Source organism: Fructobacillus papyriferae, from assembly GCF_018437225.1.
Lineage (GTDB): Bacteria > Bacillota > Bacilli > Lactobacillales > Lactobacillaceae > Fructobacillus > Fructobacillus papyriferae.
Window position 1 is genome coordinate 285,005 of the sequence record NZ_JAAMFI010000001.1, and the last position, 14,284, is coordinate 299,288.

At 44.4% G+C, this 14,284-nt stretch carries 17 protein-coding genes; 8 read left to right on the forward strand and 9 right to left on the reverse strand.

The features are described from left to right. The first annotated feature begins 84 nt into the window (after positions 1-84). The 7 genes from G6R27_RS01395 to G6R27_RS01425 all read left to right on the forward strand — a co-directional run bounded on the left by G6R27_RS01395 (position 85) and on the right by G6R27_RS01425 (position 4,437). Positions 85-1,389 carry an MFS transporter gene (locus G6R27_RS01395; RefSeq protein WP_213819301.1) on the forward strand — a complete coding sequence of 435 codons (1,305 nt, stop codon included), beginning with the start codon at positions 85-87 and terminating at the stop codon, positions 1,387-1,389. Continuing rightward, the gene (locus G6R27_RS01400) at positions 1,386-1,766 is read left to right on the forward strand and encodes a MerR family transcriptional regulator (RefSeq protein WP_213819302.1); all 381 of its coding nucleotides are present in this window, start codon (positions 1,386-1,388) and stop codon (positions 1,764-1,766) included. Before G6R27_RS01395 ends, G6R27_RS01400 begins: the two co-directional genes overlap by 4 nt. A 124-nt stretch (positions 1,767-1,890) precedes the next feature. Beyond that, a complete protein-coding gene (locus tag G6R27_RS01405) occupies positions 1,891-2,145 on the forward strand; it encodes a type II toxin-antitoxin system Phd/YefM family antitoxin (protein ID WP_213819303.1) in 255 nt (84 codons plus the stop codon). Continuing rightward, positions 2,142-2,402, forward strand: coding sequence for a Txe/YoeB family addiction module toxin (locus G6R27_RS01410; protein ID WP_213819304.1), 261 nt, complete (start codon positions 2,142-2,144; stop codon positions 2,400-2,402). Before G6R27_RS01405 ends, G6R27_RS01410 begins: the two co-directional genes overlap by 4 nt. Before the next feature lie 307 nt (positions 2,403-2,709). Next, on the forward strand, positions 2,710-3,336 hold the full coding sequence (locus G6R27_RS01415; RefSeq protein ID WP_213819305.1) for a hypothetical protein: 627 nt from the start codon (positions 2,710-2,712) through the stop codon (positions 3,334-3,336). A gap of 221 nt (positions 3,337-3,557) precedes the next feature. Further along, the gene (locus tag G6R27_RS01420; RefSeq protein WP_213819306.1) at positions 3,558-4,025 is read left to right on the forward strand and encodes a DUF2798 domain-containing protein; all 468 of its coding nucleotides are present in this window, start codon (positions 3,558-3,560) and stop codon (positions 4,023-4,025) included. 103 nt (positions 4,026-4,128) lie between these two features. Continuing rightward, entirely contained in the window at positions 4,129-4,437 is a 309-nt protein-coding gene (locus tag G6R27_RS01425; RefSeq protein ID WP_213819705.1) for a heavy metal-binding domain-containing protein, read from the forward strand. Positions 4,438-4,534: 97 nt separating this feature from the next. Here the strand turns inward: G6R27_RS01425 and G6R27_RS01430 are convergent, their stop codons facing one another. Then, positions 4,535-4,726 (reverse strand): hypothetical protein, encoded by a 192-nt coding sequence (locus G6R27_RS01430; RefSeq protein WP_213819307.1) that lies wholly within the window; start codon positions 4,724-4,726, stop codon positions 4,535-4,537. 300 nt (positions 4,727-5,026) lie between these two features. Beyond that, positions 5,027-6,028, reverse strand: coding sequence for a YeiH family protein (locus G6R27_RS01435; protein WP_213819308.1), 1,002 nt, complete (start codon positions 6,026-6,028; stop codon positions 5,027-5,029). A 175-nt stretch (positions 6,029-6,203) separates the two neighbouring features. Between G6R27_RS01435 and G6R27_RS01440 the strand changes: the two genes are divergently transcribed. Continuing rightward, positions 6,204-6,902: a YjjG family noncanonical pyrimidine nucleotidase gene (locus G6R27_RS01440; RefSeq protein WP_213819309.1), complete on the forward strand. Its 699-nt coding sequence runs from the start codon at positions 6,204-6,206 to the stop codon at positions 6,900-6,902. A gap of 49 nt (positions 6,903-6,951) precedes the next feature. Here the strand turns inward: G6R27_RS01440 and G6R27_RS01445 are convergent, their stop codons facing one another. The 7 genes from G6R27_RS01445 to glyA form a co-directional block, all read right to left on the reverse strand. Then, positions 6,952-7,608 (reverse strand): SDR family oxidoreductase, encoded by a 657-nt coding sequence (locus tag G6R27_RS01445; protein ID WP_213819310.1) that lies wholly within the window; start codon positions 7,606-7,608, stop codon positions 6,952-6,954. A 64-nt stretch (positions 7,609-7,672) separates the two neighbouring features. After that, positions 7,673-8,329, reverse strand: a complete 657-nt coding sequence (locus G6R27_RS01450) for a nitroreductase family protein (protein WP_213819311.1) — start codon at positions 8,327-8,329, stop codon at positions 7,673-7,675. A 121-nt stretch (positions 8,330-8,450) separates the two neighbouring features. Continuing rightward, positions 8,451-10,268 carry a pyruvate oxidase gene (gene spxB, locus G6R27_RS01455; RefSeq protein ID WP_213819312.1) on the reverse strand — a complete coding sequence of 606 codons (1,818 nt, stop codon included), beginning with the start codon at positions 10,266-10,268 and terminating at the stop codon, positions 8,451-8,453. A gap of 320 nt (positions 10,269-10,588) precedes the next feature. After that, complete coding sequence (locus tag G6R27_RS01460; RefSeq protein ID WP_213819723.1) at positions 10,589-10,999, reverse strand: hypothetical protein; 411 nt, start codon at positions 10,997-10,999, stop codon at positions 10,589-10,591. Continuing rightward, a complete protein-coding gene (locus tag G6R27_RS01465) occupies positions 10,992-12,329 on the reverse strand; it encodes a Y-family DNA polymerase (RefSeq protein WP_213819313.1) in 1,338 nt (445 codons plus the stop codon). The genes G6R27_RS01460 and G6R27_RS01465 overlap by 8 nt, the downstream gene beginning before the upstream one ends. Before the next feature lie 115 nt (positions 12,330-12,444). Continuing rightward, on the reverse strand, positions 12,445-13,005 hold the full coding sequence (locus G6R27_RS01470; protein WP_213819314.1) for a 5-formyltetrahydrofolate cyclo-ligase: 561 nt from the start codon (positions 13,003-13,005) through the stop codon (positions 12,445-12,447). 25 nt (positions 13,006-13,030) lie between these two features. After that, positions 13,031-14,263, reverse strand: a complete 1,233-nt coding sequence (gene glyA / locus G6R27_RS01475; protein ID WP_213819315.1) for a serine hydroxymethyltransferase — start codon at positions 14,261-14,263, stop codon at positions 13,031-13,033. Between the last annotated feature and the right edge of the window lie 21 nt (positions 14,264-14,284).

Below are 14,284 nucleotides of genomic sequence, written 5' to 3' on the forward strand. Positions count from 1 at the left end.
CGACAAGTCCTTGACCTGGAGTTAACTCCAGGGTGTTTAATAATCTAGTACGAATTAATCATGAATAGAAAAGAGAATGACAATATGACAAAACAACGTTTTGGAATGGTTCTTCCGATTACTTTGCTGGCGTATTTTTTGATTTTGATGGATAATTCCATCATTTTCACGAGCGCCACAGAGATTGGCCAGAGCCTCCATCTATCGAACGCCGGATTAGCTTGGATTTCAAATGCTTATACCCTGACATTTGGCGGTTTTTTGCTGCTTGCTGGTCGCTTATCCGACTTGCTTGGGCGAAAACGAATCTTCCTGATTGGCTTGCTAATCTTTGGCTTTAGTTCCCTGATGATCGGTCTATCCGACCAAGTGGCTGTGGTGATCGCTATGCGTGCCCTGCAAGGAATTGGTTCCTCAATTATCGCACCGACAACCTTAGCGCTCATGATGGATGCCTACCAAGGAGAGATGCGCGAAAAAGCAATTGCCTACTATGGTGCCACGGCCGGTATCGGATCGAGTGTCGGGCTATTGGTTGGTGGGGGACTGACTACCTTTTTCTCATGGGAAGCTGGTTTTCTGATTAATGTGCCGCTGACACTGTTGCTCGTCTTTCTAGCCATCAAATTTGTTCCCAATACACCGCGTACGAAAACGCCTATCGATTTGATTGGGGCAATTCTTTCCGTTTTGGCCCTGGTCGCCATCATCGAGGGATTGACGTCCAATCAATGGCTGACAATCGTCATTGGTGCCGTATTATTTATCATTTTCATTATTTACGAAGCACGGATCGAGAATCCGCTCTTGCCACTCACGCTTTTCAAAAATCGGGTGCGTTCGGGCGCTTACCTGGCACGTTTGCTCTTTATGATGGCCATGCTGCCATACTGGTTCTTCGTCCCACAAGTGCTGCAAGAAAGTTATCATTTCACTGCCTTAACCGCAGGGCTTGGCTTTTTCCCATTAACGGTCGTCAATTTTATCGCTTCTTTGTACTTGCCAAAGTTGACGAATCGATTGGGCAACAATCTTGTCTTGCTAATTGGTGAGATCTTCTTGCTGATTGGAATGACCTGGACGGCGCTTTCAGACTTGTCAGCCGGTTACTGGTTGGCAATTGCCTTACCAATGACCGTGATAGGGCTCGGTCAGGGCCTAGTTTTGGCACCGGTCACTTCAGCTGGTCTTTATCAGGCGCCAAATCATTTGTCGGGAATTGCTTCAGGATTGACCAATACCGCGCATCAAGTTGGTGGTCCAATCGGCTTGTCTTTGATTGTCGCCACGACGACAAAATACCACGGTGAAATTGGAATGATGGCGTTGTATACTGGCATTGCGTTGATCGTGGTCGCAAGCTTAGTTACTCGAAAGGTTGGAAAATGAATATAAAAGAAGTTTCCGAAAAAACTGGCTTATCGAATGACACCATTCGCTATTATGAGCGTATTGGCTTAATCATGCCGGTTCCGAGAAAAGAAAATCATTTACGTGACTTTGGCCAACGAAGCATTAATCAACTAAACTTCGTCAGACAAATGCGCAACGCGGGCATGTCAGTCGAGCGCTTAAGAGAATACGTTGACATGGTCTATGAAGACAATGATGCAACGATTCCTGCGCGTAAGGAACTGTTAAGCGAGCAGGCGGACGAGATGAAAGACCGTATCCAACAAATGCAAGAAGCCCACGATCATTTGCTATATAAAGTCAATAATTATGATAGTCATATGCATCAGGCAGAAAGTCGTTTGGATAAATAACGAAAGTTGTTAGACGATTTTTAGTAAAGTGTCCTTTATTGTACAACTTATTGACAAAAATCCTCTTAGAGCTGATAATAAGACTAGTTAAAGCCGTTATAAAAGCACTCAATAGGAGGAAAAAATGCAAGCAATTTCATATTCAACTGTGCGTAATCATTTAAAAAATTTCATGCAAAAAGTCAATGACGACGCAGATGCTATTATGATCACATCCAACCGTACAGATGATAATGCGGTGCTCTTAGGGCAAGCTGAGTACGAAAATCTTGTCGAAAATGCTTATATTCGTAGCTCATCAGCCAATGTAGCGCACATCAAGCAGTCATTACAGTCACTTAAGACTGGTAATGGCCAATCACACGACTGGGATTCATGAGTATCACGTGGTCAGATGAAGCGTGGCAAGACTTCGAATGGTGGCTAGAAAATGATCGTCGAATGGTAAAACGAATTCGAAAGCTATTACACAACACCATGCGTGAGCCGTTTTCCGGAATTGGGAAACCAGAGCCATTAAAAGGAGATCTCTCGGGGCTTTGGTCACGGCGTATCAGTGATGAGCACCGTCTGATTTACTATGTTGAAGACGATGCTTTGTTCATCGTAGCCGCACGCTTTCATTATCAAAAATAAATAAAGAGATAAAGAGGCGATTCTTTTACTAATGTAAAATGAGTCGTTTTTTGTTTGATTTCGATGACTCAGATAATTTTAGTATATCTACTTTACATAATATATATTATCGAAAGTAACATCTTTTTTTAGGAAATTTGCAACTCCAAAAAATAATTTTATTTTTTATTCAAAAGACGTTAGTTTTTGTTAAATTAAGGTACTTATCTTAAAAACTTAGCACCTTTTTATTTTGAAACTAGTGTAAAAAAATTACAGGAACGCCTAATGATACAATATATTTATTACTTTACTTTGGAGAAAAACGATGACATTGATTAACACCATCATTAGTCTATATACAAATTCTATATTTCGCTATGCTCGAATATCCGTAGCATCAATCATTTTTATTGTATGCTGCGCAATAAATTATCAATGGTTTAACTTTACAGATAGTTGGTTTCCCTTTAAAAAATATTTGAATATAGATGCTATAAATATCATTAAATACACCTTGAGTTCTATGGAAGCTTTTTTTCCGCTATTAACTGGCATGCTATTCATAATCCTATGTATACACTTATCAGTATTTTGTCACCAATTATTAGTAGATATAATTCCACAATCAGAAATTCCACAATTAGAAAAAAGAGAAAAAATTGTTACAGTATCAAGAGATGTAAGTAAATATTTAATCATGAATTTCTGGCTATACTATTTTATTATCCGTACTATTATTTTTAGCAATTTTAGCCTTACTCACCCCTTTTCAATCGGTTGGCACTGGTTAAGTCCGAACTATTATTTAGTATGTTTTTTCTCTTTATTCGCCATTTTAGAGGTAATTTTTGCCCCCGTGCACTATAGACATGCTAAACGTCGTAAATTAGAGGCATACCTCAAAAGATATGAAAAAATGCTTACAAAGAATGATAAAAGCCAACTAAAATAGAATTATATCTAAAGGCCTTTACTGCGCTTCTGACATCGCTCATTGCGAAACTTATTGAACGCTTCTATGGTAGAACGCTAGCTTGTACCTGAAACAATTTCGACGATTTTCCCCGTTAAATCGTCTGGCCATGGACCTTCTTTTACTGTAACCAAATTGTTACTTACGAAGAAAATTTTTATGTGCTAGAGTTAAAAACGTTTGATAAAAGGAGAAAATACATGCCACGTAATTTAAAAGAAGAACTTGTTTTCATGCTAGTCATGGCCGGCTTGATGGTGCTTGGAATGTCGATTTATAACGTATACCTCGCACAAGGAATAGATAGTCGTTTCTGGTCTGAAATCGTCTTTGGATATCCAATTGCCCTAATTGTTGCCATGCTTTTGGATGGCTTCTTAGTTGGCCCGATCGCCAAAGGGATCGCCTTCAAAGCCATCATCCCTCGGTATAAGGAAAAGAGTCCAATCAAAATCGGCATCACTATTTCAGTGTTAATGGTTCTTGGAATGGTCACCTGCATGTCACTTTTTGGTGTTTTAATTAACGGACAATCCGTGACGATGTACGGACACGCATGGATCATGAACCTGATCCTTGCCCTCCCCTTACAATTAATTGTCGTTGCCCCAATCGCCCGTACTGTGCTCCGTCAGGTGCAGGCCAAAGGTGAAACAGACAACGCCTAAAAAAGCCTTGAGCACTTAGCCCGAGGCTTTTTTTATTTTAAACAGCTTCGGTTCGCTCTTTGTTATATAATCAAGGAGTTAAAACATGAAGGAGGACAGAGACATGCTGATCTCAACGACGGAAAACATTGGTAAGGACTACGAAGTACTTGGCGAAGTCTTTGGTGTAACGACGCAATCACGTAATGTCGTTAGTAACTTTGGAGCTGGCTTGAAAAATCTTGTTGGTGGTGAAATCAAAGGCTATACACAGATGCTGCATACTTCTCGTGAAGAAGCCATCCAACGCATGAAAGACGATGCTGAATCAAAGAACGCTGACGCCATCGTCATGATGCGTTTTGATTCTGGATCAATCGGCAACGATATGCAATCCGTTGTAGCTTACGGAACAGCCGTCAAGTTCCGCTAAATGGCGCGTTTCATTTGTATCCTTTTTTAAGACAGTAAAAAAAGCACTCGATGGCGATACATCGGCGTGCTTTTTTTCGTGTTCAATAATTTTTCGTTTATGCGCGATAGCGACGTCTCTTCCAGGTAAACATGAAATGGATCCCAACATAGACCAAACGGAAGAAAAGCAATTCCAACGTAACGTTTGCGACCATGTTTTCTGGTGCAAATCCGTAGTATGCGCCGAGGAATGTCGTAATGAAAACAACGAATGTTCCAACTAAGATTTCTGGTAAGGACTTGATCACTGGCTTTATTTCTCCCTGAACAACAATTTTTGTTGCTCCTACTGATGAACTATTTTTAGAATAGCATCGTGCTGATGAGAAGCCCATTGATAAGAAAAGACATTCCTTGCCGTTTCATAACAGCTGTTATATTGCGTGTTATATATTACGTTCAGAAGTCCTATAAAAAACCGATCGTTAATTCAAAAAGAGCTCAAAAGCCTGACATAGCAGTGCTGATGGGCTTTTTTTAGCCGCTGAGCAATTATTTCAATCGTAATAATCGTATCGCGATATTTTGTGTAAGTGATTAGCTAACCATTAAAAGAAAATCTTGATCAACAAAACGGCCAAAACAACTTGAGCCAACCCAACGAAGAAGCCAAATGACAGGAACTTCACGCCTGATTTTCTAATCACCGACCACTTCAGGTTCAACCCGATGGCGGCTAAGTTGACGACACCAAAAAATGAGGATAGTTGATGAGCCAGTTCGTGGATAGCGTTTGGCAAAGTAACCAAGGAATTCAAAACGAGCAAAAGAACAAAAGCAATTAAATACCAAGGTAAGAGTATGATTTTCGTCTTTTCGTCGCTCTTCTCCCCTGCTTTTTCAGCCGATTTCTTGGCAATCGTGGCAAAGGACAACACAACCACCACGAGAAGCATGACCCGAAGCAACTTGAAGAGAGTGGCAAAGGTCACCACGTTCGGATTGATCAAGGCAGCTGTTCCAACCACTTGACCAACGGACTGAACCGTTCCACCGACCAAAGCCCCCTTTAACAAATTATTGCCGCCAAAGAGTGCTTGGCTCAAAGCTGGCAGAGTCAAAAGCAAGAGCATTCCAGTCAATGAAACCGTGGCAACGGCCGTTCGCCGATCGTCGTCTTTAGCCTTAATAGAAGGGGCTACTGCAGCGATGGCCGAAGAACCACAAACCGCGTTGCCTGCGCCCATGAGCATGCTTTCTTTCAGCGAAACATGGAAAACATAGCGACCGAGCAAAAAGACTGTCCCGATCACCAGTGCCATGTTTACTAGGATAAAGAAGACACCTTGAAAGCCAAGCTGACCGATGGTTTTGAAGGTTAAGGTCGAACCGAGCAAAGCAATTCCAATCTCAATTGGATACTTTTCGGACCACTTCACACCAGCCGCATAGCTGTCATTGGTGAAAATTAAATTCCCCAGAAGAATTCCCAAGATCATGGCAATGCCTTCTGCCCCAACTTGTGGCAAGAATTTGGCTAAGCCTTGTGAAATGGCTGAGAGAATCAGCACTAAGATGATTCCCTGAACCTGTGATTTTTTGATTTTCATAAGCGATCATCCTACCTAGATTCGTTTTATTATGACGAAGTTCATTAAACACCTTCTAGCCTATGATTTCAAGTTTCTTTGAAGATCCTTTGATGATTCTGTTACACCTTTTTAATCGCAGTGTTTCATGGAATTGATATAATAAAAGCAATCTTATACTGGCTCGGAGGACAGCATGGCAATTAACACCCTTATTTTTGATTTGGATGATACTCTACTTGACTTTCGTGGAGGAGAAAGTCAAGACATTAAGATGCTTTTGGGCAAGCATTTAGGGCTTAAAGGAAAAAAGCAAGACCAGGCGTTGGCCGTCTATCAAAAAATTAACAAGGGCCTTTGGTCCGCTTATGAACAGGGGGCGATTAATCAGCAAGACATCTTTAGGAGACGCTTTCAAGAAACATTGGCAGCGCTTCAGCAAACTGGTCAGGCGGATCCTCAAGAAATCGAGCGCGAATATGCCTTTTTACGCGACCATAATTACCGAATACTAAAAGGCGCAAAGGAATTATTACAAAGCCTTGCCGGTCATTACACCCTTTTTGCCGGGACCAATGGCCAAGAAGAAACCCAGATAAGGCGGCTAAGAGAAACTGGCTTATTTGAGTATTTTGATGCGGTTTTTACTTCGCAAGGATTAAACGTGGCAAAACCAGATCCTGACTTTTTTGACCAAATTTTTGCGGCTCACCCCGCAATGAAACGTGAGGAAACGCTGATGATTGGCGATGGCCTTCAATCTGATATTCGTGGTGGTCAAAATGCGCGCATTCAAACGGTTTGGGTTAACCTCCGCGACCAGGTGCTTCCAGATGATCTAAAACCAACAAAAATCGTTTTCTCGCTAAAAGAATTACAAGAATACCTGGCTTAAGGCAAAAAGAGCCTCCCGAATTATAACGGGAGGCTCTTTTTAATCGCAATTATTGAAAAACGTCCTTAATCTCTTCGTCACCAGAAGTAAAGGCAACGATCTGATTTTTCTTTTCTTTTTGGTGCAAAGCGGCGACAATCATCAAGGCAACATCCGCCCGACTAACGGATGAAGCGTAATCATGGGCGCCTGACAAGATCCCTACACGGCCACTGGCGGCTTCGTCGGTTAAAGCGGTTGGCCGCAGAATCGTATAGGACAGTTTGGATTGTGTGAGCAAACGATCAGCATAGTGCTTCATCATGAAGTAAGTGTAGATGCCAGACTTAACCCAAATCTCACGATCATCAGCGCCAGCTGCCGACACCATCACGTAATGACGAACCTTGGCTGTTTCGGCAGCCTCCATTGTCTTTGCGGCACCATCCAGATCAACCTGCGTGGTTCTTGCATCGCCACCTTTTCCACCTGCTCCGGCTGAAAAGACGACTTGCTCGATCTTGTAGTCGATCATGACCTTGGCCATTTTCTCTGCCGATTGACTCAAATCAAAGAGAACGGGATTCAAACGATCCGCTGTCTCAATTGTTTCAAATTGATTTGGATCTCTGAACCCAGCATAGACATTGTCTCCGGCCTCCACGAGATCGTTTACAACTAACTGGCCAACTTTACCGTGCGCTCCAATGACCAATACATTTGCCATAGAAAACACTTCCTTTCACTTTTGACTAACTGTATTTTAACAAAATACTAACACCTTGTGAAGCTCAGTCCTTGAGGGTCATGACGTTTTCTTTTGCCATTCGTTTCGAGCGTATCTGATTCAAGGGTTCATCGTCTTCATAATAGCCTAGGCCAATGCCAAGAATGGGTACGCGATCAATGGGTAGCTCCAAGGCTTCTGCTAACTGTTTTGGATATTGCACGTATTGGTAAGCAGGAATCGACCCGATCTTTCGATTCGTAGCGGAAAGCATCAGTGTTTGGGCGAAGATGCCCAGGTCAACCAAGGACCAGTTAGAAAAGTTTCTTGGCAAGGTCAGATAGACGACTGCCTGTGCCTTGTATAGCTGACTACCCGCATCGCTCAACTGATCAGAGCCATTGGCGCCAAGAGCGTCAGAAACCGATTGGAACCAATCTTTCATATTGCTTTGAGCAGGCTCTGCCCACTCGTGAATGGGTCGGTATGGAATGACAGGATCACTTTTAATGGTTGCATCAGTGTTTAGTTCCGCATGCTTTTTTCGCATCGCTTCTAAGCGATCGCCAACCGCAACGACGGCGCCAACCTCTTGGGCATTCACCCAGGACGGACTGCTCTGTGCTTCTTCGATTAGATCAAAGAGCGCCATTTCTGGCAATGCTTTGTCCGAAAAGGAACGGACCGAGTGCCTTGTTTCGAGAACTTTTTCAAAATCCATACTGACTCCTTTCTTCGTTCGCCTCCATTTTGAACTTCTTTTGCGCATTTTTCAAATAACGTTCAATGAAATCAGAAAAGGGCGCCTATCGGCACCCTTTTGATAAGTCAACTTATTCAATTTACAGTTTGACACCGTATTCTTCGAAGAATTCAGGCAAAGTCTTTAACGATTGTCCGCCATAGTCGTCTAAGAAATCACGGAGATTCTTTGGTTGCTCCAAATCTAAGTTAGCGTTGTAGCTTGGGTTGACACTTTCGACGAAGTGGTCCCCTTCTTGCTGCAACTGAAGTTCTTCAACGGGCAATGTCCGTTCGTCTGAAATCTTCACATCGATCAAAAATGGTCGACCAGCTTTAGTGACCTCAACCGCCCGGTCAAAAGCGGCCCTCAAGTCAGCGGGATCGCGGATTTCGATTCCTTCGACCCCCATACCATCGGCAATCTTGGCAAAGTTCTGATCCGCCAATTGAATTCCCGAATGGTGCATTGGCACGTCATCTTGTTCTGATTTAATAAAGTTTAACGTTGTGTTCGATGTGATCACGTTGATGATTGGTAACTGATATTTCTTTTCCGTGATCAAATCTTGCATGATCATCGAGAAGGCACCGTCCCCTGCGACTTGAATCGCCTGACGATCAGGATAAGACATCTTAGCTGCTAAAGCACCTGGTAATCCTGTTCCCATCGAAGCAAAAAGCGCCGAGATCACCATCTTTTGATCCTTTGAGACGTGAAGGTGGCGAAAGGCGTTGATGATGTTATCGCCCACATCGATTGAGAAGACCGCGTCTTTTTCGGCAATCCGATTAATTTGCTTATAGATGGCGGCGGGCTTAATTGGGGCCGTTTGGTCTTCTTCTTTTGCCAACATATACTCGCGCCAGTTCTTATTATCAGCAATGGCTGCCTGCATGAATGGTCGCGCTGGTACTTGCTCAGCCTTTGCTAAGGCAGCCCGGACAAAGGCTGTTGCGTCTGCCCAAATCCCCAAATCCAAATCATGGTGGCGACCGAGTTCAACACGATTATTATCAACCTGAATGAACTTAAATTGGTGGGTTTGGTAAATCAAATCCGCAAATGGGAAGTCGGCTCCGATCGTAATCAGCAGATCGGCACTGGCCATGATTTCGTCAGCAGCCTTGTGAGCGGCACGGTTGGACATGCCCAGGTTTCCTTCATATGACTCATCAATGTGCCCTTTAGCCAAGCCGGTCATAACGATCGGAATCTGTAACTTCTTGGATAATTCAATGATGGCATCGCCGCCATCTTCAATCCCACGGCCAACATGAAAGACGGGTCGTTTAGCCTTTTGGACCATATCCAAGAACTCTTCGATTTCGGCAGCGGTTGGTTCGACCTTTGGTGCTTCCTTGATGTCACTAGAACCATGGGAACCGTATGGCAAATCTGGAATTTGTTCATAGCCCAAATCATTTGGAATAATGACGACGGCAACGCCTTTGTGTTCATAGGCCTCCCGAATGGCTTGATCGACCACGTGTGGTAGCGATTGGGCGGTCATCACCGTGCGGCAGTAAACGGACACATCTTCAAAAATTGGGTCTTCATTAAATTCCTGGAAGAAGTGCGTGTTCATCACACCAGTTCCGGTTTGACCGACCAAAGCCAAAACAGGCGCATGGTCTTCTCTGGCATCGTAGAGACCAGTCAAAAGATTCGTGGCACCAGGTCCGGCTGAACCAAAGGCGACCCCAATCTTACCGGTCAATTTGGCATCGGCCGAAGCGGCCATGGCCCCCACTTGTTCATGACGAATTTGGACATACTTTAACCGATCCTTTTCATCGGCTAATGCGGCCATTGTGGAATTGAAAGAACCCCCTGGGTAACCGTAGAGGTGGTCGACACCCCAGTTTTCCAACACTTTTAACATTGCGACGCTTGCTGGGACAGTATTTTCTGACATAAGACATCTCCTGTTTCGTTGTTTAAACTCAGTATAGTCTTTTGTGTCGCCATTGTTAATGCTTTCGGTCAGTTAGGTCATGTGGGTCGTTGACTCGAATCGAAACCGGGAGTTGTTTGGCCAATTGTTCCCTTAATTCCAGCATTCTAGCAAAGGAAAAGTGTTGTAAAGAGCGAATTTGCCTTGAAATGGTGGCATGGCCTACCCGGCCCCACTCAAAAAAAACGTTAACCTGATCAGAAAAGGGCTGATAGACCAAATAGATCTCATAAAGCGTATTTGCTTTCTTTAAAAAAAGTGGCTGTATGGCTTGCAAAAGCTCAGCGCTCAGTTCGGTAGTGTCCATGTTGCTCCTTTGCAAAACGAATTTCTTGCCAGTCGAAGGCGTGACCATCCAGGTAAAAGCCCTCCGGAAAAAAACCACTGATATGGCCTTCTTGTATGGGAGGAATCTGATTATCGCGATTCACTGTGCTTTCTTGAACTTGCACCAATCGGCTGTGTTCATAAGCCAAGCGGACTTGTTCTTGAATCTGCTGCAGACTCTGCTGCTCAGCCCAAATCGCTTGGTCCGCTTGTGCTTCTTGGCGTGCTTCCTGTTTTAATTTAGCGGTATGGTCAGACAAAAAGAAGCCGTTCCACTTGATTTTACCCCGTTCGCGATAATCGTTTTTGAAATACTGCCGAACCATTGGCAGCCATTCCTCTTCTGTCAGAAAATCTTTAGTCATAAGCGTTCCCTCCGTTATGGCCGCCAACAAGACCAGCTCGTTCGATTGCCCGGCCGCCCCGCTCAAGCGATAGACTACGGACAATGGCAGCCGCTCCAAAGCGTTTCCGGAGCTGATCGACGACTTGATCAACTGGATCTTGTGGTTTTCTTTGATCCTCTTTTGGTTCATCAAAAAGTGAAAGGGCCTGCACTTTGTCTGGGCCAAGATCAGCCATTGTAACCCCAATATGCCGAACAGCTTGTCCATTCCAGTAACGGGTAAATACCCCTTCTAGAACGCGCATCATGACTTTTGTCTGATTGGTTGGTTCAATCCGAACGGTCTGATGCAACCCCGTCTGTCGGTCGTGACGCTCATCAAAAGCAATCTTTTCTTGACCATAGCCGAGATACAGACTAACGAGACCAGCCTGAACCCCATGTGCGCGCAAACGCGAAGCAACTTGGTCTGCCATCTCTAAGATCACCACGCGAATGCTTTCGCGATCTTGGTAATTATAAGGTAAAACTTGTGAGTTTCCGTACGATTTATTTTTAATCTGAATTGATTCGGCTAGATCGGACCGGTCAATTCCCCAGGAAAGCGCAAAAAGCTGCTCACCCATGAGACCTAACTTTTTCTTCAGCACATAGGGATTATAATGAGCTAAGTCGCCGACTGTATTGATCCCCCAAGCGTTCAATTTTTTGGCTGTCTTTCGACCAATTGACCAAACACTTGAAAAATCTGTCACGGGCCAAAGCTTGTCCGCTACGTTCTCATAGTGCCAAGTGGCTAGCAAATGTTTGGCTTTCTTCGCTTCCAGATCAAGCGCTAATTTCGCTAACACTGGACTATCACCAATACCAATGGAGAGGTAGATCCCCATCTCGTTACGAACGTCTTGTTGAATTTGCTTTGCCAAAGCCTCTGGTGAATCGGCAAAAAGTTGCCAAAAATCCGTCACGTCCAAAATTGACTCGTCAATCGAATAGGGTAATAAATGCGCATCATCAACATAGCGCTTGTAAATCGCGTTGATCTCCAGGTTCTTTTGAATATAGAGATTCATTCGTGGTTCGGCTTTGACCAAACCAGGGTGATCTGGCACGGCGTACTGCCGGGTCACATTGGAAATCCCCAGCTTTTTCTTGGCCATTGGCGAAGAAGCCAGGACTAAACCACCCTTGAGATTTTCTTGATGCGACATGACCACTAGCATCGCTTTTAATGGATTCAACCCTCGTTCCACGCATTCGACGCTCGCATAAAAACTCTTTGAATCGATCAAGAAGATGACACGGCGTGCTTCCTCTTCATAAATTTTATTAATCGGGTCATTTAGCATGTCGAACTCCTGTTGAACCAAAGTTGCTCTTTCAATTATACGAACATCTGTTCGTATTTTCAAGAAAAAAGATGGTGACTTCCACCTTAAAGGCAGTAAGTCACCATCTTGACCATCACTTATGAATTGTAAGTAGTCGACCGACTGGCTGATCCCAGTCATCAAATTGCCAGTTACAGGTCGTCATTTCCGGTAAAACAAGTGCCATGGACGCACCAGAATAATCGACCAATAAACGATCATAATACCCGCCGCCAAAACCAAGGCGGCGCCCGCTTTTGGAATCAAAAGCCAATCCAGGCACAAGGATTAAGTCAATATTTTTTAAGGGCACGACTTGCCCACCGACTAACTCTTGAATACCAAAAGGACTCGTTTGCCAGCTTGCTTGTTCGTCTAACCGGACAAATTCCAGCCGCTTGTTTTCTTTGACAACAGGCAAGACCACTGTTTTGCCTTCTTTTTTAGCTTGCTCCATAATGCCTTGCGTCTCGAGCTCAAATGAAAGCGAAACGGTCGTAGCAAGACAGCTTGCCTCCCGCCAAGCCTTTGTGGCAAATAGCTGCTGATACAACAGTTGTTCCTCCATTGCTTTTTGATGAGGGGCTGTCATTGAAAAAGCTTTTAACCGTTTTTTCTGCAACGAGCGAGCTTCTTTTTTTGATAAAATCGTCATAAAAAGCCCTTTTTAATAAGTCTGCTTATGGCATTGGATGCAACATAGCAAGTCGTTCGGCATCTTGCTTGATTTGCTTCAAAACTTTTGTATCCGCTGGATTTTCCAGTGCGCCCACGATCAACCGGGCCACCTTGCGGCAGTCAGCGGCATCAAAGCCACGACTCGTAATCGCCGGTGTTCCAATTCGAATGCCTGAAGTAACAAATGGCGAGCGTTTTTCGTTCGGCAGTGCTTCCTTATTGGTCGTAATCGACACACTGTCTAAAAGCTCCTGCGCTTCTTTGCCGGTCAAGCCAGTGGCAGTCAAGTCTAAGTTAAACAGGTGGTTGTCGGTACCACCTGCAACAACACGAATCGTTGGGGCTGCATTAAAAACAGTTACCATGGCCTTGGCGTTTTCAATCACTTGCTTGGCGTAGTCCTTGAATTCCGGACGCAAGGCCTCACCGAAAGCGACAGCCTTCGCTGCGATGACGTGCTCGAGCGGGCCACCTTGCGATCCTGGGAAAATCGCCGAATTCAACTTCTTAGCATACTTTTCTTGTGACAAAATAACCCCACCGCGTGGTCCACGCAAGGTTTTGTGCGTCGTTGACGTCACAACATCTGCGATTCCAACTGGATTTTGGTGTAGGCCAGAAGCCACCAGCCCTGCAATGTGAGCCATATCCACCATCAAAAAAGCGCCCACTTCATCCGCAATGGCCCGGAACTTTTTAAAATCAATCAACCGCGAATAAGCCGATGCGCCAGCCACAATCAACTGTGGTTGAACGGCTAAGGCTTTTTCTCGGATGGCCTCGTAATCCAACTGTTCAGTTTCTGGGTCTAGGCCATAGGTTTCCGAATGGTAGACCTTTCCCGAAAAGGAGACCTTGGCCCCGTGAGTCAAGTGCCCGCCGGCTGCTAAGTCCATACCTAAAATTGTGTCCCCAGGTTTCAAAAAAGCCATATAAGCCGCTGCATTCGCCTGAGAGCCAGAATGCGGTTGAACATTGGCGTACTCAGCGCCAAACAGCGCTTTCAATCGATCAATGGCCGCCTGTTCAATCACGTCAACGTACTCGGTACCGCCATAATAGCGTTTGTAGGGGTACCCTTCTGCATATTTGTTCGTCAAAACAGAGCCCTGGGCCGCGCGAACAGCCTTCGAAGCAAAATTTTCAGAAGCAATCAGTTCAATCGTACGATTCTGTCTTGCTTCTTCTTGTTCAATTCCTGAGAAGACCAAAGGGTCTTGTTCCATAAAAGTCATCGGCTTTTCTCCTACGTCAAT